Origin of the sequence: Micromonospora sp. NPDC023888 (genome assembly GCF_040639415.1) — a bacterium.
In the GTDB taxonomy this organism is placed as follows: domain Bacteria; phylum Actinomycetota; class Actinomycetes; order Mycobacteriales; family Micromonosporaceae; genus Micromonospora.
This window is the reverse complement of the sequence record NZ_JBEZZW010000004.1, coordinates 168,891-187,660: the sequence shown is the minus strand read 5'-3', so window position 1 is coordinate 187,660 and position 18,770 is coordinate 168,891. Positions and strand designations below refer to the sequence as shown.

At 72.7% G+C, this 18,770-nt stretch carries 20 protein-coding genes; 7 read left to right on the top strand and 13 right to left on the bottom strand.

From position 1 onward, the window contains the following. Nucleotides 1-143: 143 nt before the first annotated feature. Nucleotides 144-1,340, bottom strand: a complete 1,197-nt coding sequence (gene fahA, locus AB0F61_RS05405) for a fumarylacetoacetase (RefSeq protein ID WP_357803526.1) — start codon at nt 1,338-1,340, stop codon at nt 144-146. Further along, complete coding sequence (locus tag AB0F61_RS05400; protein ID WP_357803524.1) at nt 1,337-2,206, bottom strand: hypothetical protein; 870 nt, start codon at nt 2,204-2,206, stop codon at nt 1,337-1,339. Before AB0F61_RS05400 ends, fahA begins: the two co-directional genes overlap by 4 nt. 94 nt (nt 2,207-2,300) lie before the next feature. Here AB0F61_RS05400 and AB0F61_RS05395 point away from each other — a divergent pair, with 94 nt between their 5' ends. Next, nucleotides 2,301-3,467 (top strand): homogentisate 1,2-dioxygenase domain-containing protein, encoded by a 1,167-nt coding sequence (locus AB0F61_RS05395; protein WP_357803522.1) that lies wholly within the window; start codon nt 2,301-2,303, stop codon nt 3,465-3,467. 14 nt (nt 3,468-3,481) lie between these two features. On the opposite strand, the gene AB0F61_RS05390 is transcribed toward AB0F61_RS05395, so the two are convergent. From AB0F61_RS05390 to AB0F61_RS05375, 4 genes are read right to left on the bottom strand one after another with little or no spacing between them, the layout of a single operon-like run. Beyond that, the gene (locus AB0F61_RS05390; protein ID WP_357803521.1) at nt 3,482-4,510 is read right to left on the bottom strand and encodes a tetratricopeptide repeat protein; all 1,029 of its coding nucleotides are present in this window, start codon (nt 4,508-4,510) and stop codon (nt 3,482-3,484) included. A gap of 10 nt (nt 4,511-4,520) precedes the next feature. Beyond that, entirely contained in the window at nt 4,521-5,006 is a 486-nt protein-coding gene (ispF, locus tag AB0F61_RS05385) for a 2-C-methyl-D-erythritol 2,4-cyclodiphosphate synthase (RefSeq protein ID WP_357803687.1), read from the bottom strand. A 13-nt stretch (nt 5,007-5,019) separates the two neighbouring features. Further along, on the bottom strand, nt 5,020-5,715 hold the full coding sequence (gene ispD / locus AB0F61_RS05380; RefSeq protein WP_357803519.1) for a 2-C-methyl-D-erythritol 4-phosphate cytidylyltransferase: 696 nt from the start codon (nt 5,713-5,715) through the stop codon (nt 5,020-5,022). 55 nt (nt 5,716-5,770) lie between these two features. Then, a complete protein-coding gene (locus AB0F61_RS05375) occupies nt 5,771-6,256 on the bottom strand; it encodes a CarD family transcriptional regulator (RefSeq protein WP_007073334.1) in 486 nt (161 codons plus the stop codon). 328 nt (nt 6,257-6,584) lie between these two features. Here AB0F61_RS05375 and AB0F61_RS05370 point away from each other — a divergent pair, with 328 nt between their 5' ends. Further along, entirely contained in the window at nt 6,585-7,271 is a 687-nt protein-coding gene (locus tag AB0F61_RS05370) for a hypothetical protein (protein ID WP_357803517.1), read from the top strand. Between the two features lie 7 nt (nt 7,272-7,278). Here the strand turns inward: AB0F61_RS05370 and AB0F61_RS05365 are convergent, their stop codons facing one another. From AB0F61_RS05365 to AB0F61_RS05350, 4 genes are all read right to left on the bottom strand, one after another. Then, complete coding sequence (locus tag AB0F61_RS05365; RefSeq protein ID WP_357803516.1) at nt 7,279-7,914, bottom strand: hypothetical protein; 636 nt, start codon at nt 7,912-7,914, stop codon at nt 7,279-7,281. Nucleotides 7,915-7,946: 32 nt separating this feature from the next. Beyond that, nucleotides 7,947-9,005, bottom strand: a complete 1,059-nt coding sequence (locus tag AB0F61_RS05360; protein ID WP_357803514.1) for a type III polyketide synthase — start codon at nt 9,003-9,005, stop codon at nt 7,947-7,949. 85 nt (nt 9,006-9,090) lie between these two features. Then, the gene (locus AB0F61_RS05355; protein WP_357803512.1) at nt 9,091-10,257 is read right to left on the bottom strand and encodes an acyl-CoA dehydrogenase family protein; all 1,167 of its coding nucleotides are present in this window, start codon (nt 10,255-10,257) and stop codon (nt 9,091-9,093) included. A 42-nt stretch (nt 10,258-10,299) separates the two neighbouring features. Beyond that, nucleotides 10,300-11,070 carry a methyltransferase domain-containing protein gene (locus tag AB0F61_RS05350; RefSeq protein WP_357803510.1) on the bottom strand — a complete coding sequence of 257 codons (771 nt, stop codon included), beginning with the start codon at nt 11,068-11,070 and terminating at the stop codon, nt 10,300-10,302. Nucleotides 11,071-11,116: 46 nt separating this feature from the next. Here AB0F61_RS05350 and AB0F61_RS05345 point away from each other — a divergent pair, with 46 nt between their 5' ends. The 4 genes from AB0F61_RS05345 (at nt 11,117) to disA (ending at nt 15,760) form a co-directional block, all read left to right on the top strand. Further along, a complete protein-coding gene (locus AB0F61_RS05345) occupies nt 11,117-11,956 on the top strand; it encodes a UbiA family prenyltransferase (protein WP_357803508.1) in 840 nt (279 codons plus the stop codon). A 140-nt stretch (nt 11,957-12,096) separates the two neighbouring features. Beyond that, nucleotides 12,097-12,900 carry a hypothetical protein gene (locus AB0F61_RS05340; RefSeq protein WP_357803506.1) on the top strand — a complete coding sequence of 268 codons (804 nt, stop codon included), beginning with the start codon at nt 12,097-12,099 and terminating at the stop codon, nt 12,898-12,900. Nucleotides 12,901-12,985: 85 nt separating this feature from the next. Then, entirely contained in the window at nt 12,986-14,443 is a 1,458-nt protein-coding gene (gene radA, locus AB0F61_RS05335) for a DNA repair protein RadA (RefSeq protein WP_357803504.1), read from the top strand. Nucleotides 14,444-14,575: 132 nt separating this feature from the next. Continuing rightward, nucleotides 14,576-15,760 carry a DNA integrity scanning diadenylate cyclase DisA gene (disA, locus tag AB0F61_RS05330; RefSeq protein WP_145778622.1) on the top strand — a complete coding sequence of 395 codons (1,185 nt, stop codon included), beginning with the start codon at nt 14,576-14,578 and terminating at the stop codon, nt 15,758-15,760. A 6-nt stretch (nt 15,761-15,766) separates the two neighbouring features. Here disA and AB0F61_RS05325 read toward each other — a convergent pair whose 3' ends face one another. The 3 genes from AB0F61_RS05325 to AB0F61_RS05315 all read right to left on the bottom strand — a co-directional run bounded on the left by AB0F61_RS05325 (nt 15,767) and on the right by AB0F61_RS05315 (nt 17,707). Then, a complete protein-coding gene (locus AB0F61_RS05325) occupies nt 15,767-16,495 on the bottom strand; it encodes a hypothetical protein (RefSeq protein WP_357803501.1) in 729 nt (242 codons plus the stop codon). A gap of 118 nt (nt 16,496-16,613) precedes the next feature. Further along, nucleotides 16,614-17,198: a peptide deformylase gene (locus tag AB0F61_RS05320; protein ID WP_357803499.1), complete on the bottom strand. Its 585-nt coding sequence runs from the start codon at nt 17,196-17,198 to the stop codon at nt 16,614-16,616. Continuing rightward, the gene (locus AB0F61_RS05315; RefSeq protein WP_357803497.1) at nt 17,195-17,707 is read right to left on the bottom strand and encodes an ACT domain-containing protein; all 513 of its coding nucleotides are present in this window, start codon (nt 17,705-17,707) and stop codon (nt 17,195-17,197) included. The genes AB0F61_RS05320 and AB0F61_RS05315 overlap by 4 nt, the downstream gene beginning before the upstream one ends. 96 nt (nt 17,708-17,803) lie before the next feature. Here AB0F61_RS05315 and AB0F61_RS05310 point away from each other — a divergent pair, with 96 nt between their 5' ends. Next, entirely contained in the window at nt 17,804-18,715 is a 912-nt protein-coding gene (locus tag AB0F61_RS05310; protein ID WP_357803495.1) for an A/G-specific adenine glycosylase, read from the top strand. The last annotated feature ends 55 nt before the right edge of the window (nt 18,716-18,770 follow it).

Here is an 18,770-nt window from a genome sequence, read left to right as displayed (position 1 = left end):
ACCGCTGACAGCCGGATTGAGCCCGGCTCGGATCACGCGGCGAGGCAACGGGATCCGGACGATCAACGGGTCAACCGGGGCCGGTTATCGCACGGGCTGTGCGATAACCGGTCCCGTGCACGAGACGGATGGAATGCGACCGCTCAGGCGGCCGGACGAATGGTGCCGCTCACCTCGCCCAACGCGATGGTGGTGCCGTCCGGACCGGGCGCGGTGGCGGTGATGGTCACCGTGTCACCGTCGGCGAGGAAGGTGCGGCTCTCGTCGCCCACCTTCACCGGCTCCGCCCCACCCCAGGTGAGTTCCAGGAACGAGCCGACCTCCGATCGGTCGGGGCCGGAGACGGTGCCGGAGGCGTACAGGTCGCCGGTGCGCAGCGACGCGCCGTTGACGGTGAGGTGCGCCAACTGCTGTGCCGGCGTCCAGTACATGGTGGCGAACGGCGGCTCGCTCACCCGCTCGCCGTTCCACTCGACCGCCAGTCGGAGGTCCAGACCCAGGTGCGGCACGTCGCGCAGATAGTCGACGACCGGCGGGTCCTGGTCGGGCGCCGGTACGAAGGCGTCGCCGAGAGCGTCCAGCGGCGTCACCCAGGCCGAGATCGAGGTGGCGAACGACTTGCCGAGGAACGGGCCGAGCGGCTGGTACTCCCAGGCCTGGATGTCCCGGGCCGACCAGTCGTTGACGAGCACCACCCCGAAGACGTGGTCGGCGAAGTCGTCGACCGACACCCGATCACCCAACCGGCTCGGTACGCCCACCACGAAGCCGACCTCGGCCTCGATGTCGAGGCGTACCGACGGGCCGGTGACCGGCCCCTCGGCGGAGGCCCGCTGGCCGGTCGGCCGGACCACCGGCGTGCCGGAGACGACAACGGTGCCGGCCCGTCCGTGGTAGCCGATCGGCAGGTGCTTCCAGTTCGGCAGCAGCGGCGGCTGACCGGGGCGGAAGATCTGCCCCACGTTCGACGCATGGTGCTCGGAGGAGTAGAAGTCGACGTAGTCGGCCACCTCGATCGGCAGCAACAGCTCCACGTCGTCGAGGGGCAGCAGCATCGGCTCCACGTCGGCCCGGTGCGCCGGGTCGGTCAGCAGCTCGGTGATCCGCTGCCGCACCGCGATCCACTGCGGACGGCCCAGCGCCATGAACTCGTTGAGGGTGGGTCGGCACAACGCACCGGCGGCCAGCACCAGCTCGGCGGCCTCCGCCGCGGCCAGGTCGAACACCCACGACCCGATCCGTACGCCGATCCGCGGCCGGCCCCCGTCACGCCGGAAGACCCCGTACGGCAGGTTCGTCACCCCGTACGGCGAGCCGTCAACGCCGGTCACCCAGGTCATGCGTCGTAGCCCCCGTTCACCAGCCCCAGCCGGATCAGATCGGTAAGTGGTTCCAGGATGCTGCACGAGCCGAAACCGACCCAGAGTGGGCGGGGTTCGTGCAGGTGTGCGGTCGCGCGCTCCAACAGAGGGCGCGGGTCCAGCGCGGTCAGCAGCTCGGCGACCCGGGCCGCGCCCTCGCCGTCGGCGGCGGCCAGCGTCGCGGCCAGCACGTTGGCGTACCCGTGGTGGGTGAACCCGGTCTCCGGGTCGAGGTGCCGGACCGCCTGGTGCAGCCCGGCGGTGAGCTTGAACGGCAGGTTCCGGTCCCGGCAGGCGCAGATCACGGCGGCCAGCTCGGCCGGGGTGGGGAACAGTTCGGCGGCCAGTCCGCCGGTGCGGAACTTGGCGGCGATCGGCACGCCGTCGGCCCGGGCGGCGGCGATCGCGTCGAGCGCGCCCATCAGCCCGAAGGTCAACGGAAGTTCGGCGTACACGGCCTCGACGCCCGGCGTGGCGTCGGTACGTCGCAGCAGCTCGGCGACGCCGGGCAGCGGGTCCTCGCCCCGCTTGGCGACCGCCACCTCGACCTGCCGCGCGGTGACGCCGTCCGGGGCGAGGGACGACAGCGCGAACGGCAGGTTCCCGATCCCGGTGTCACCGATCACGCCGACGACCAGACCCTCGCCGGGATCGACGAGACCGCTCAGGTCGCCGCGCGCCACGGTCGAGGCCGGGATCAGCAGCGGGCCGACCAGATCGGCGTACCAGGCGACGCGGTGCTGGCGGTGGGCGGCCAGGGCGTCGGGCAGCGTGGCGCTGCCCGGCGGGAAGACGGCGGCGTCGTCCACCAGGCCGTGGAGGAGTGCTGGCACCTGCGTTGACACGGAACAAGAATGTACGGGACGCTACAAGGATCGGACAACAACGTCCGATTATCGGACACACCTGGCCGGTGGACGGGACATTTCGGGAGGCGTGATGCCGTATTACCGCAGCATCGGCGAGGTGCCGCGCAAGCGCCACACCCAGTTCCGTCAGCCCGACGGCAGCCTCTACGCCGAGGAGCTGATGGGGCAGGAGGGCTTCTCCTCCGACTCGTCCCTGCTCTACCACCGGCACGCGCCCACGGCGATCCTGGCCGCCGACGAGTTCACCCCACCGGCGTTCACCCGGGCACCGAACCTGCCGCTCAAGCCCCGCCACCTGCGCACCCACAAGCTGGACACCGGCGGCGCCGACCCCGTCCTCGGCCGGCAGTACCTGCTCGCCAACGACGACGTCCGGATCGGGTACGTGCTCGCCGACCGGCCCTCACCCCTGTTCCGCGACGCCACCGGCGACCACTGCCTCTACGTCGAGTCGGGCGCCCTGCGGGTCGAATCCCCGTTCGGGGTGCTGGACGCGGTCGCCGGCGACTACGTCGTCATCCCCACCTCGACCATCCACCGGCTGGTGCCCACCGGTGACCAGCCGGTCCGGCTGCTCGCCGTCGAGGCGTCCGGGCACATCGGCCCGCCCAAGCGCTACCTCTCCGTACGCGGCCAGTTCCTGGAGCACTCGCCGTACTGCGAGCGCGACGTCCGGGGCCCCGACGCCCCGCTGCTCGTCGACGGCGAGGAGGTCGAGGTGCTGGTCCGCCACCGGCGTGGTTGGACCCGCTACGTCTACGCCAACCACCCGTTCGACGTGGTCGGCTGGGACGGCCACCTCTACCCGTGGGCGTTCTCCATCCACGACTTCGAGCCGATCACCGGCCGCATCCACCAGCCCCCGCCGGTGCACCAGACCTTCCAGGGCCCCAACTTCGTCATCTGCTCGTTCGTGCCCCGCAAGGTCGACTACCACCCGGACTCGATCCCGGTGCCGTACAACCACCACAACGTCGACTCCGACGAGATGCTCTTCTACACCGGCGGCAACTACGAGGCCCGCCGTGGCTCGGGCATCGAGCAGGGCTCGATCTCGCTGCACCCGTCCGGGTTCACCCACGGCCCCCAGCCGGGTGCCGCCGAGCGTTCCATCGGGGCCGACTACTTCGACGAGCTTGCCGTCATGGTCGACACCTTCCGCCCCCTCGATCTCTGCGCCGCCGCCAGCGGCTGCGAGGACGAGGGGTACGCCTGGACGTGGGCGCGTTCGGTTTAGTCGCGGAGGGTGGGTTAGCGGAAGGCGGTTCTGGTGAAGATGGCGAACTCGGCTACGGCCGTGACGGCGATGGCCAGCACCAGCGGCCACGGCGAGCCGACCACCGCGTACACCAGCAGCAGCAGCGGCGCGGCGGCCACGGCGTAGATCGCCAGCGCGATCGCCCGATCCAAGTGCAGCAGCGCCGGCAGAACGGTCCGGGTCAGCCCCGGCAACCGGGCCGCGAGCTGCCAGACGACGATCCCCCCGGTGAGCGCGGCGAGCACCGCCAGGACGCGGGAGAACCCGTCGCTGGCCGAGGCCGCGAAGGCCACGAGCACCGCCGCCACCAGCGACCAACCCGCGCCGTAGAGCACCAGGCGGTGCAGGCCGTGCGCGAGCGTCCGCGGCGAGTCGATGCGGCTCGGGGTGATCGCCACGGTCTCGGCGACGTGCGCCAACGCGTCCGACCAGCGGCGCTGCTCCAGGCGCAGGACACCCACATCGTGCCCAGCCTCGGCGACGCGCGGATCGAGCCGCAACGCCTCCCGGTAGGCCCGCTCGGCCAGGTCGAACAGGTTCAGCCGGGCGGCGACCAGACTGAGCACCAGGTGCGCCTGCGGCTCCTCCGGTGCCAGTTCGACGCCACGCCAGGCCGCGTTCAGCGCGGGTTGTCCGTTGCGGGCGTCCGCCAGGAGCGCCGCCGCGCTCCACTGGGCGTACGCGTCGGCCGGGCCGAGGGCCAGGATCCGGTCGGCGGTGGCGGCCGACTCGGCATATCGCTCCAGGTCGGCGAGCGCCATGCCCCTGGCGACAAGCGGCGGGAGGGCCTCCGGTGCGGCCGCCACGGCCGTGTCCGCGGCGGTGAGCGCCTCGCTGGGGCGGCCGGCGGCCAGGTGCACCCGAGCCAGCGTGGTGAGGGCGTCCACGTCATCCGGTTGCAGGGCCAACCCGTAGGTCAGCTCGCCGGCCGCCTCGTCGTGGCGGCCGAGTTCGGCGAGAAGTTGGGCCCGCTGGAGGTAGCCGTCCGCGGCGGAGCGGTCGGGGGCTGGGTCGCTGGACATCGCGGCGAGCTTAGGCGGCCGGCGCGTCGTACACCAGGGCCACCGCGACGCCGGCCAGCCCTTCCTCGCGGCCCGTGAAGCCAAGCCCGTCGGTGGTCGCGGCGGAGACGGTGACCGGGGCGCCGACGGCGGCGGACAGCACCTCCTGGGCCTCTGCCCGGCGGCGACCGATCTTGGGTCGGTTGCCGATGACCTGCACCGACACATTGCCGATCTGCAGGCCGCTGGCGCGCACCCGGCGGGCCGTCTCGGTCAGCAGCGCCACCCCGGAGGCGCCGGCCCACTCCGGCTGATCCACCCCGAAGGCCGAACCGAGATCACCGAGGCCGGCGGCGGAGAGCAGCGCGTTGCAGGCGGCGTGCGCGGCCACATCGGCGTCCGAGTGCCCGGCGAGGCCGTCCTGGTCGGGCCAGAGCAGGCCCGCGACCCAGCAGGGCCGGCCGGGCTCGAACGCGTGCACGTCGGTGCCGATGGCCACCCGGGGAACGATCATGATCAGAGGGTACGCGTCAACCCGAGGCGGCAAGGAGGTGCTCGGCCAGCGTCAGGTCGAACGGCCTGGTGATTTTCAGGGCGTACTCCGAGCCCGGCACGCAGCTCACCGCGACGCCCTGCTTCTCGACCAACCCGGCGTCGTCGGTGAGGGGGTCGCCGGCCGCGGCGTGCGCGGCGCTGAGCACGGCCCGGCGGAAACCCTGCGGGGTCTGCACCGCGCGCAGGGCAGAACGGTCGACGGTGCCGAGCACCACCTCGCCGGCACCGACCTCCTTGATCGTGTCGACGACCGGCAGCACCGGGATCACCGCGTCCCGCCCGTCGCGAACTGCCGCCGCGACAGCTTCGACGAGCGCGGGTGGGGTGAGCGCGCGGGCGGCGTCGTGCACCAGGACGATCGTCGGGCCGGCGGGTACCGCGGCCAGCGCGGCGGCCACCGACGCCTGCCGTTCCGCACCGCCGGCCACCACGATCACCGGGGCGACCGGGGCCAGCAGCTCGCGGACGGCCTGCACGTCGGCGGCCGGCGCGGCCACCACGATCGTGTGCACCGACGGTGCGGCGGCCAGTCGACGCACGGCGTGCACCAACAGCGGCTCGCCGGCGAGCAGGCGCAGCGCCTTGGGTCGGCCGGGGCCGAGCCGTACACCGGCGCCCGCCGCAGGCACGAGGACCGCGACGTCACCGCGCGGGTTGAGCTGCGCGGTCACGTCGCGGTCCTCGGTGGTTTCTTCGCTACTTAGTGGGACGACGATGCTCTACGGACTAGGCCTCGGTGAGGACCTTGTCGAGCAGCGTCTCCGCCTCATCCTTGGTGCTCTTCTCGGCCAGCGCGACCTCACCAACGAGAATGTCGCGGGCCTTGGCAAGCATCCGCTTCTCGCCCGCAGAGAGGCCCCGCTCCCGCTCCCGGCGCCACAGGTCACGCACGACCTCGGCGACCTTCAGCGGATTGCCGGAGGCCAGCTTTTCCAAGTTGGCCTTGTAACGCCGCGACCAGTTGGTCGGCTCCTCGGTGTGCGGAGCCCGCAGAACGTCGAAGACCTTACCGAGGCCCTCTTCGCCGACCACCTCACGCACGCCCACGATCTCGGCGTTCTCGGCCGGCACCCGGACCGTCAGGTCACCCTGCGCGACCCTCAGGACGAGGTATTGCTTAGGCTCGCCCTTGATGACCCGAGTCTCGATTGCCTCGATGAGTGCGGCCCCGTGGTGGGGGTAAACAACGGTCTCGCCGACACTGAAAACCATAGGTTCGAAACCCCTTTCGCTGTGTCTAGGGTAACACGCTCAGGCACCGATGTCTCACCGATGTCCTGACCGTTGGCGCAGCTCAGGGGCCCTGTGAGAGGTCTTGCTTCAGCTTGACAGGCGGTCAAACCAATGGTTCGAACACGCTCCGTAACGTGCGGATGACTGCCCGGCACGGGTGAACAGAACGTCGAGATCAAGGGCTATGCGCTCTTCCCATGGTATCCCGGCCGGCGGGAATGCGCCCAGGTGTAGCGGGAGGTGCCCCTGGTGCGGGACCCTGGAGACCGAGCCGCACACCGCTCTCGAGCCCCTTCCAGGAGGTCCGATGGGCAAGCCGGATGCCGAGGGTCACGGGCCAGCCGACGGCCTGCCCGGCCTACCGCCCGAGTGGGGCCGCGTCGTGGTCCCGGACGACGCCTCGGCGCTCGCCGACGAGGCCGCCCAACTCCGTCGCGAGCTGCGCCGGGCCGCCGGCGGCCGCTCCGGCCACCTGGCCCTGCCACTGCTGGTGCTGATGGTCGCGCTACTCACCACGATGGCCGGCCTGCTCGCCGTCGCCTGGCCCCGCGCCAGCCGGGGCACCGACCGCCCGACCCCGGCCCCGTACGCGCCTCCCGCGACCGTCGCCGGCCGGGCACTGCCCGCGCTGGACCTGGTCGACGCCGCCCAGTCGCCGGTACCGCTGCGCGGCCTGCTGCCCGCCATGATCATCCTGACGGACGGCTGCCCCTGTCCCGAGCAGATCGACGAGGCCGTGGCGGCAGCGCCTCCCGGAGTCGCGGTGGTCACCGTCGCCGGAGGGCGGGCGGTAGCGACCCCGCCAACGGCCGGCGCGGGGGCCCGGGCGCTTGCCGACCCCGCCGGCGGACTGCGGTCGTTCCTGGGCCAACCGGCCCGCCCCGGCACCCTGACCGCACTGCTTGTCGACCGCGCCGGCACAGTGACCCGGATGCTGCCCGACCTGGGCCCGGTCGACTCCTACCGGAACGACCTGATCGCCCTCGCCGGCTGACGCCACGCTAGAGGGGCAGGCCGACGAGTTGCGCCTCGACATCGATCTCGCGCACCCCGACTGTCGACAGCCACACCCGGAACGGCCTGCCGTGCGAGAGCACCTCGGCGCTGGTGATCATGCCGTCGCAGTCGATCTCCGCCGGCCCGGCCAGATCGCCCTCGACGACCGTCACCGACAGGGTGCCCGGCCTGGTACACCGGTACTGCAACAGGTAACGGGAGTCACCGCCGCCCGCCTGCCGGACGACGCGCTGCCCCGGCACGAGCACCGCCCGCTCCTGCCAGATCGTCTCGCGGAACGAGGGCAGCTCACCCTGGAAGACGAGCCAGCTCGGATCACCCTCGATGTCGATGATCTTGCCGGTGGCCGGGTCGATCACCGTCGCCGGGGCATCCACCGCCCGGACGACCGCTCCCGTCTCGGCATCGACCCGCACATTCACCCCAGCACCCCGGAGCAGGGCGCGCTCCAACGGCGTGCTGACGCTCGGCCCCACGACAGGCGTCGCCGCCGCACCAGCCGGCCGGGCCGCCGGGGCGGGCGCGGCGGTGCGCCACCACCAGCCACCGGCAACCAGGACGGCCACCGCCGCGCCGAACAACACCGCCGAACGAAGCCGCTCGTCCGCCGTCGCATCCATCCATCAAGCGTACCGACCGGATCGACAGACGTTCAGTCCTGTCGATCGAGCAGGGCGGCGTACAGGGTGAGGCCAGGGCCGAACGCCAGCATGACGATGCGTCGGACCGCAGGCGTCGAGCGGCCCAACCGGTCCAGGATCAGCAACACGGTCGGCGACGAGCAGTTGCCGTGCTCGTCGAGCGTCGCCCGGGACGCCGCCAACCCCTGCGCGGGCAGGGCCAACTCCCGCTCCACCACGTTGAGGATCCGCGGCCCGCCCGGATGCACAGCCCATCCGTCCACCTCGGAGGTGGTGACGCCGTGCCGGGCCAACAGCTCGTCGACCAGCCCACGCACGTGCCTCGACAGCACCTGCGGCACCTTCGGCGACAACCCCATCCGGAAGCCGGCGTCGGTGACGTCCCAGGTCATGTGGTCGGCGGTCGAGGTGTCGGTGACCGAGGTGACCTCACGCAGCGCGTACCCCGGGCCACCCGGCACGACCACGGCGGCGACCGCGGCGTCCGAGAAGAGCGCGTGGGAGACGATCTGCTGGGTGTCCACCCGGGCGCTTGACGGCTGGATGTGCAGGCTGGTCAGCTCCGCGCAGAGCAGCAGCGCCGGGCGCCCCCGAGCGGTGACGAAGTCACTCGCCGCGCCGAGCCCCGGCAGCGCCGCGTAACAACCCATGTGGCCGATGAACATCCGCTGGGTGTCCGCCGCCATACCGAGGTCCCGGGCGAGCAGGATGTCCAGCCCCGGGGTGGCGTAGCCGGTGCAGGAGCAGACGATGAACAGCCCGATGTCGCCGGCGCCCAACCCGGCGGCGGTCAACGCACGACCCACCGCCTCCTTGCCCAACGGCAGAGCCTCCACCTGGTAGCGGCGCATCCGCCGCTCGGTCGGCCAGTCCGAGACGTCCTCCAGCAGAGGATTGACCGCGGCCTGCCGCCGGGTCACCCCTGCGTTCGCGAAGATCCGTTGGGCCAACGACCGGGTGGTGCCGGAGAAGTGCCGGGAGAAGAAGCCCTCCCACAACTCGTCCTGCGAAGCGGACGGCGGCTGCGCAGTCCCGAGCCCCGCGATCACTGGTACGGACACGATCCCCACCTCTCGTCAGATGCTGTCCTCCCCCTGGCCGTCCCACCAACCACCTCGGCTGGCTTATTTTCCGTGCGAGCCCCGTACGGTCGGCTCACCAACGCGGTGCCGATCCGTCACGATCCGGGTCGCCGCCCAGCGCGGCGATGCCGAGCCAGTCGGCGCAGACGTCAGACGTGGCCGGGTGCAGTGAGCCGCAGCGGGCATCCCGGTAGAGCCGCTCCAACGGGTGACCACGACGGGTCGCCGAGGTGCCCGCCGCCTCCAGCACCGACGCCGCCACCTCGGCGGCCGTGGTGCCGGCGAGCAGCTTCGCCCGCCACACCCAGCGGTTGGTCTCCTCGTCACCGGGCGCCTCGTCCACCCGACGGGCCGCCTCCGCCACCACCAGTTGCGCGGCGGCCGTCGCCGCGTCCGCCCGACCCAGCCGGGCCCGCACCGCCGGCAGACCGGCCAACCTGCGCTCGTTGAGATGCTCGGCCGCCGCGTCGATGGCAGCCCGGGCCACCCCCACGTAGACGGCCGCGTAGCTTGCCACCAGCCAGTGCGGCATCAACTGGGCCACCACGAGCGCCAGCCCCTCCACCCCGCCGAGCAGCCGGTCGCCGGACACGCTGACGTTTAGGTGCAGGTCGTGGGAGGAGGTGGCGCGCATGCCGAGCGAATCCCAGGTCGGTTCCACGGTCAGGCCGTCGCCGGCCGGCACCAGGAACTGCGAGACCACCGACTGGTCGGCCACGCTGCGCGCCGCCACCAGGTAGCCGTCGGCGTGCCCGGCACCGGAACAGAAGGTCTTGCTGCCCTTGAGATGCCAGCCCTCGTCGGTGGCCTCGTAGACAGTGCTCAGTTGGGACAGCCGGGCGCCGGCCCCACGCTCGCTCATCGCGACCGCGTACCAGGAGCCCCGCGCAGCGGCGGTGAGCAGGCGATCCCGGGCGGCCAGCGCCTCGTCCGGGACGCCCAACGCCTCGGCCAACTCCTCGGTGACCGCGCCGAGCGCGCCGGTCACCGAGGCGTGCATGTTGAACACCAGGGCCGTCGCCCCGTTGCCCCGGGCAAGCTCAGTGGCCACTGCGGCGTACTCGGCGAAGGTCGCTCCCATGCCTCCCAGCGCGCGGGGCACCAGCAACCCGAACAGGCCGGCCTCCCGCAGATCACGGAAGTCGTCCACCGGAAAGGAACCGTCCCGGTCGTGCTCCGCGGCCCGCGCGGCGAACCGCGGCGCCAACCGGCGGGCCGCCTCAAGCGCGTGCACCGTCATGTCGCCTCCTCCTCACCAGTGCCGTACCCCGCCACGGCCCGACTATCCGTTTCGGACCCCCCACCCCTGGTAGAGCACCGCGGTGGACCGGGTCGGCACGATGCGCGGAGCACGGCCGGCCGACGTCGTGCCCGGCCGGCCCGCGCGGGCTCGCCGCAGCAACCAGACGGCCAGGCCGCCCACCTGCGGACGGATGCCGCGCACCCGCAGGTCGACACCGTGCCGAGCACACTCGGCGACAAGCGCCCGAGCGTCCACGAACAACCGTGGGTCGTGGATGCCGCGCGGCACCGTCGGCAACCGCTCGGCGATCCGTACCGCGACGAGCCGGGCCAGCGCCGTGTCGTTCAGGGTGTCCAACACCAACAGGCCGCCCGGACGCAGCAGGCGGCACGCCTCGGCGACCACCCGCGGCCAGGCCGGCACATGCTCCAGCAGCTCGCCCGCGGAGACCACGTCGGCGCAACCGTCCGGGAGCGGGACCGCTGTCGCATCACCCTGGACGACGCGTACCCCGTGGTCGGCCGCCTGGAGCAACGCCGAGCGGGTCAGATCCACACCGACGTGGCGGTAGCCCTTGCCGGTCAGGTGCGGCGCGAGCAGGCCGGCACCGCAACCCAGGTCCACAAGCAGCTCGTCGGGGCGGGTCGCCGGTGGCACCAGCGCCGCGCGGGCCGCGGCCAGCCAGTGCAGCATCGCGAACGCGCCATCCGGCCGCCACCACTCACCGGCCAGGTCGTCGTACTGGCGCGGGTCGTTTCGCGGCAGCACCCGGAGGCCGGTGGACGCCGCGGACGCAGCCACGTCTCGCATGGCACCGAGAGTGGCACGACTGCTCGGTAACGACCAGACTTCCCTTATGTCGCCGAGGGTGTTAGGGCTGGTCAGGGCGAGCCATCCGGAACCGGCCGCAGCGGTGACCACGGTCGCCGGTCTGCTGGCGTGGGGAGTGGGCCACCGGCCGTCCGGAATCGTCTCGGTGGTGCTCGCCGTGCTGGCCAGCCAGCTCGCCGTGGGCTGGACCAACGACGCGCTCGACGCCGAGCGGGACGCCACGGTGGGGCGTACCGACAAACCGGTCGCCGCCGGCGCGGTCGGCCGGCGCACCACGGCCTGGTCCGCGGCGGCGGCCGCGGTGGCCTGTCCGCTGCTGGCGCTGACCACGAACCCGACGGCGGCGTTCTGGCTGACCGTCGCCCTGGTCTCGGCGCTGCTCTACGACTGGCCGCTCAAGGCCACCGCCTTCTCGGTGCTGCCGTACGCCGTCTCCTTCGGCGCGCTGCCCGCCTTCGTGGTGCTCGCGCTGCCCGGTCAGCCGGCCCCACCCGCCTGGCTGTTGGTGGCGGCGGCCTGCCTGGGGGCCGGCGCGCACTTCGCCAACGTGCTGCCCGACCTGGCCGACGACGCCCGGACCGGGGTGCGCGGCCTGCCCCATCGGCTGGGGGCCGCCGGGAGCCGGGCGGCGGCGGCCGGTCTGCTCCTCGCGGCGACCGCGACCCTGGTCCTCGGACCACCCGGGCCGCCGTCGGCCATCGGGTTGGCCGCGGTCGGCACGGCCGCCGTGGTTCCGGCACTGAGCTGGTACGCCGGACGCTCGGCGGTCCGGGCCGGCCGGCGACCGGTGGCGGCCTTCCGGGCGGTCATGCTGGTGGCCCTGATCGACGTGGTCCTGCTGGTGGCGAGCGGTCGGGTGGTGTGAGGAGCCCCCGGCCAGGTGGCATTGCCGGGTCCGCGTGCGGCCCTCGATCAGCCCCAACTACCCTGGAGCGCGGTCTGCGCGGGTATGGCCACCGTGCCCGGCGTGCGGCCCGGGTGGGGATTGTGACGAGGAGGACCGACGTGACGCGCTCGATCAGGGGATCCCGGCGGGCGGCCCTGTTGCTGTCCGGGATTGCGGCAACCGGCCTGCTGGCGTCCGGATGCGGCGCCGGTCAGATCGCCGAGACCTCGTTGAAGGAGCCGTCGGTCCAGGGCGTAAACCTCACCACCAACAACGGCTCCTTCTCCGTGCGGGGCCTGCTCGTGGACTACCCGGGCACCGAGGGTTACAAGGCCGGCCAGGACGCTGGGCTGAACGCCGTGATCTACAACGACTCCAAGCAGACGGTCACCGTCACCGTCACCACCGAGAGCGCTCGCGAGGTGCGGATCGGCGGCGGGTCGGCGAGCCCGCTGCCGTCCGCCTCGGAGTCCGCGTCCGCCTCGGCCAGCGCGTCTCCGTCCGGCAGCGCTTCGCCGTCCGGCTCGCAGAGCCCGTCGACCTCCGCGTCGCGCTCGGCCAGCCCGTCGGCGACGCCGTCCGAGACCGGGTCGTCCTCGGCCACGCCGTCCGCCCCGGAGTCGGCGCGGGCGTCGGGCTCGGCCAGCCCGGCCGCCCCCGGCCAACTGGCTCGGATCGAGCTGGCTCCGCTGAGCTACATCCAGCTCAACTCCGAGGCCACCTCGCAGCTCCGGCTTGTCGGCCTGACCGAGGCGCTGCGCTCCGGTCAGAACGTCTCGGTGACCTTCGACTTCGGCAACGGCAACACGGTGACCGGCCAGGCGCCGATCGCGGTGCCGCTCACCCCGGCGGCGCGTCCCTCGCCGATCATCGAGCGCGAGGGTGGCTACGAGGGCGACGAGGGCGGCACCACCCACGAGTGACCCGACCTCCGCATCGACAGACGCCCCGGCGTGGTGACCACCACGCCGGGGTGTTTTCGTCGTACGAGAGGGCTAGCGTCCTGATGTGACCACCTCCCGATCGACCCCTTCGCGTAGCGGCACTGCCGGTGCCGCCCGTGGCCGGTCCGCCGCCCGCGAGCCGCGTCCCGCCTACGAGTGCGACGCCTGCGGGCACCAGCCGCCCAAGTGGGTGGGGCGTTGCCCGGAGTGCGGGGAGTGGGGCGCGGTGGTCGAGAGCACGGTGACCGGCCCGACCGTGGCCGGTCGGGTGGTCAGCTCCCGGATGCCGGCCGAGCCGGCCCGGCCCATCGCCACCATCAGCGCCGCCCCGGCCCGCGCCGTGCCCACCGGGGTGAGTGAGCTCGACCGGGTGCTCGGCGGCGGTCTGGTGCCCGGTGCCGTGGTGCTACTCGCCGGCGAGCCCGGTGTCGGCAAGTCGACCCTGCTGCTGGACGTGGCCCAGCAGTGGGCGGCCGGCTCGGGCAGCCCGTCGCTGGTGGTCAGTGGGGAAGAGTCGGTCAGTCAGGTGCGGTTGCGTGCCGAACGGATGGGCACCCTGCACGACCAGCTCTACCTCGCGGCGGAGAGCGATCTGGGGGCGGTGCTCGGTCACCTCGACGCGGTCAAGCCGGGCCTGCTGGTGCTCGACTCGGTGCAGACCATCTCGACCACCGGCACCGAGGGGGTGCCCGGCGGGGTGACCCAGGTGCGCGCGGTCACCGCCGCGCTGGTCTCGATCGCCAAGGAGCGGGGCATCGCCACCGTGCTGGTCGGGCACGTCACCAAGGACGGCCAGGTGGCCGGGCCTCGGGTGCTGGAGCACCTGGTCGACGTGGTGTTGCACTTCGAGGGTGACAAGCACTCCTCGCTGCGCCTGGTGCGCGGTGTGAAGAACCGGTTCGGCGCGGCCGACGAGGTCGGCTGCTTCGAGATGCACGAGGGCGGGATCAGCAGCCTGGCCGACCCGTCCGGGCTGTTCCTGACCCGATACTCCGAGCCGGTCCCGGGCACCTGCGTCACTGTGGCGATGGAGGGGCGGCGGGCCCTGGTCACCGAGGTGCAGGCGCTCATCGGCGCGACGGTGGCCGGTTCTCCCCGCCGCACGGTCTCCGGCCTCGACTCGGCGCGACTGGCGATGGTGCTCGCGGTGCTGCAACGGCGCACCGAGCGGCTGACCCTGCACGACCGGGAGGTCTTCGCCGCCACGGTCGGCGGCATCCGGGTGGTGGAGCCGGCCGCAGACCTGGCGGTCGCGTTGGCGGTCGCCTCCGGCGGGCTCAACCTGGCCATCGCGCCGCATCTGGTGGCGATCGGCGAGGTGGGTCTGACCGGCGAGGTGCGCCGGGTCGGGGCGGTGCCGCGCCGGCTCGCCGAGGCGGCCCGACTGGGGTTCAAGATGGCCCTGGTGCCGCCCGGTTGCGGCCCGGCCAGCACCGGCGCCGGCCCCGAGCAGATGCGGGTGACCGAGGTCACGGACGTCCGTTCGGCACTGCACCACGCGGCCCGCGCGTCCGCCGAGTGACCCACCGTGCCGACGCAGACGGAAAAACCGGACAGCACGTCGCAAGCGGGAAACGGGTTGGAAGGGCCGCATCGTGACACATCACAGTAACCACGACAGCACCCACCGCACGGCAGTCCGTAGACTGTGTCCGTGCCGATCGACCGCGATACCACCAAGCCAGCCGGCGCGCCGCCCCAGGCCCGCACCGGCGCCGTGGGCTCGCCCGCCCGCCCGATCAGCGTGAGCGTGACGGCGGGAGCCGCCGGGAGCGCCGGGGACCCACTGCGCGCCAACCTCGCCCTGATGGCCCCTGGCACCGCCCTGCGCGACGGGTTGGAGCGCATCCTGCGCGGCCGTACGGGCGCGCTCATCGTGCTCGGCTACGACAAGGTCGTCGAGGGCCTGTGCACCGGCGGCTTCCCGCTGGACGTGGAGTTCTCCGCGACGCGGGTCCGGGAGTTGTGCAAGATGGACGGCGCCGTCGTGCTCTCCAGCGACGGCACCCGGATCGTCCGGGCAGCCGTGCACCTGATGCCCGACCCGTCCATCCCGACCGAAGAGTCCGGCACCCGGCACCGCACCGCCGAGCGGGTGGCCCGGCAGACCGGCTACCCGGTCATTTCGGTAAGCCAGTCCATGCGGATCATCAGCCTCTACGTCAACGGCCAACGGCACGTGCTCGACGACTCGGCGGCGATCCTCTCCCGCGCCAACCAGGCGCTCGCCACCCTGGAGCGCTACAAGCTCCGGCTGGACGAGGTCTCCGGCACGCTCTCCGCACTGGAGATCGAGGATCTGGTCACCGTGCGGGACGCGGTGGCCGTGGTGCAGCGCCTGGAGATGGTTCGCCGGATCGCCGACGAGATCGCCGGTTACGTGGTCGAGTTGGGCACCGACGGCCGTCTGCTGGCCCTCCAGCTCGACGAGCTGATGGCCGGCGTGGACGCCGACCGCACTCTCGTCATCCGGGACTACCTCCCGGTCGGCCGCAAGTCGCGCACCCTGGACGAGGCACTTGTCGAACTGGACCTGCTCGGTGCCACCGAGTTGATCGATCTGGTGTCGGTGGCGAAGGCGATCGGCTATCCGGCCGCGTCCGACGCACTGGACGCGGCGGTCAGCCCTCGCGGCTTCCGGCTGCTGGCCAAGGTGCCACGGCTGCCGGTGGCGGTGGTCGACCGCCTGGTGGTGCACTTCGGCAGCCTGCAACGGCTGCTCGGCGCGACAGTGGAGGATCTACAGGCCGTCGAGGGGGTCGGTGACGCCCGGGCGCGCGGCGTCCGTGAGGGGCTGTCCCGGCTCGCCGAGGCGTCGATCCTGGAACGGTACGTCTGATCCGGCTCAGCCGGTGACGGTGAGCTTCACCGGCGCGCTGAGCTTCGTGCCGACCCGGGCGAACACCTCGTACGAGCCGAGCGGTGGGAACGGCCCGGCGGCCAACCCGCTGCTGTCACACCGGCTGGTGTCCCGCCCGTTCCACGCCACCTCGTAGGAGCGCTCGAAGTTCGGGGTGAAGGACTGCACGTCCGAGCCCTGGACCTTGCCGCAGGTGTCCGAGGACCAGATCTTCTCGGCACCGGACTTGATGAAGATCTCCTGCAGGTCGGCGCCGACGTTGCGGCTGCACGTCCGGTCCGACGTGTTTTTGATCTTGAGTTGCAGGTCGACGACCGCCCCCCGCTGGACCGAGGCCGGACTCGCCATCGAGACCACGCGGATCTCCGCGTCGGTGCAGGTGCCGTCGTCCACCGAACCGCCCACCGCGCCCGGCGGAGGTTCGTTGCTGGTGATCGCGGGGCTCGGGGTCGTCGCGCCCGTCGCGCCCGCCTCGGCGGACGCGGGCGGCGACGGGGTCCCGGTCTGTGGCGTCAGCACCGGCCCGCCCGGACCGGCCGCCCCGGTGGGCGTGGCCGTCGACGACCCGGCCGCATTCGGGTCGTCGTCGTCGGAGCGACCCGAGCCGGTGCAGGAATACAGCAGGACAATCAGGAAGAGAAGCCCCGCTCCGAGTACGACGACGCGACGCCGCCAGTACACGGCGGGTGGCAGGGGGCCGACCGTCAGACGCATGATGCCCCCCACCGTAGCCGCGCTGTGCCCCCCGGTGCGTTGCGACGCGCCGGAGCCCCGCCGGGACGCGGACCCAACCCTCCACTCAGGACGGACAACCCCATCGTCCGGCACCCGCTCAGAGGTAGACCTTGCGCTGATAGACGGCGTGCGCGCCGGCCACCCGGTCCAGGAACAGCAACCCCGAGCAGTGATCGATCTCGTGCTGCAACGCCCGCGCCTCGAAACCGTCGGTCACCAACCGGACCGGCCCGCCGGTGCCCGGCAGGTCACCCTCCACCACCAGCCGGCTGGCCCGCTTCACGTCACCGGTGAGATCCGGCACCGACATGCAACCCTCCCGGCCCGGCTTCCACCGGGTCGCCTCCACCACGCGGGCATTGCACAACACGAAGGTCCCGTGCACCGTCACCGCCTTCGGGTGCCCCGTCACGTCGACGGCGAAGACACGAGCACCCACCCCGACCTGCGGCGCGGCCAGCCCCACACAGCCCGGCGAAACCCGCATCGTGGCGACCAGGTCGGCCGCGAGCTGGACCGTCTCGTCCGCCGTCGGGTCGACCTCTCCGGCGGCCCGGCTCAGCACCGGATGCGGGGCGGACAACACCGCCCGCACCGCGCCCGACACGACAAGCGCCTCCGGTGTCCAGCCGCCCAGACCGGCGTACGCCTCGGCGTCCGGCACGCTCTCCCCGCCGCTCACAACAGATCCGGGTCCGCCGGTCGGAGCGTGACCTCCACGCCCAGGTCGGCAGCCGTCCGATGCAGCCGGTCCGCAAGTGCGTCAGCCACGCCGGCCGGCAACTCGACCTCGGCCAGCACCACGTAGAGCGAACCCGCCAACCGGGTGCTCAGGTCTGTGACATTTCCGCCCGCGCCGACAAGCACCCGGGTCATCGCCGCGACGATGCCCATCCGGTCCGAACCGTGCACCGCCAGCACGTACGGCTCACCCGCCACGGGCACCTCCCCGTCGGGCGTGACCGCGCGTACCGTCGCCAGCAGTTGGCCCTCGGCGGCCAGCGGCGCCAGCGCGGCCTCGACCTCGGCGGCGGCCGGCCCCGTGCAGATCAGGGTCATCGCGAAATGCCCCCGCAGCCGCGTCATCGTGCTGTCGGTGAGGTTCGCGCCCAGTCGAGCCAGCACCTCGGCGACGTCGGCCACGATGCCCGGCCGGTCCCGACCGATGACAGTGATCGCGAGCTCGTTCATCCGCGCATTCTCTCCGATCCGGAAGACGCCGCCGGCACACCCCGCCCGAGCCGCCCACCAAGCGGGACCCCGGCGCGTGACATCATCGACGACGCCATGACTCAACCCGATTTCGCCACAGCGGTCAGCCGATGGTTCCAGCAACACGCCCGTGACCTCCCGTGGCGCGCGCCGGGCACCAGCCCGTGGGCCATCCTGGTCAGCGAGGTCATGCTTCAACAGACACCCGTGGTCCGGGTGGTGCCGGCCTGGCAGGCGTGGCTGGCCCGCTGGCCGGAGCCGGCCGCGTTGGCGGCGGACAGCCCCGCCGAGGCGATCCGGATGTGGGGACGACTCGGTTACCCCCGTCGGGCCGTCCGCCTGCGGGAATGCGCGGTCGCGATCGTCGACCGGCACGGCGGCCAGGTGCCGGACCGCCTGGAGCAACTGCTGGCCCTGCCCGGAGTCGGCACGTACACGGCACGGGCGGTGGCCGCATTCGCATACGGTCAGCGGCACCCGGTGGTCGACACCAACGTGCGCCGGGTGGTCTGCCGGGCGATAGCCGGCGAGGCGGACGCCGGGCCGGTCACCCGACCAGCCGACCTGGTCGCCACCGAAGAGCTACTCCCGACGGAACCGGCCGCGGCGGCGCTGGCCAGCGCCGCGTTCATGGAACTGGGCGCGGTCATCTGCACCGCCCGGTCGCCGCGCTGCACGGCCTGCCCGGTCGAGTCGATCTGCGCGTGGCGGGCCTCCGGCAAGGAGGCCCCAACCGGGCCAACCCGCAAACCCCAGCGGTACGCGGGCACCGACCGACAGGTACGCGGCCTGCTGCTCGGGGTGCTCCGGGAAACCACCGGTCCGGTGCCGCACGAACGGCTGGACCAGGTCTGGACCGATGACGTGCAGCGCGCCCGAGCCCTGGCCGGCCTGGTGCAGGACGGGCTGGTCGAAGCGGCCGGCGCCGACTCTTTCCGCCTCACCGGCGACGGCCCGTCCCTCCCCACCGCCGACCTCACCACCTGACCCACCGGGCCTGTCCCACGGGCCCTGCCCTGCCTGCGCCCACAACATCAGGGAA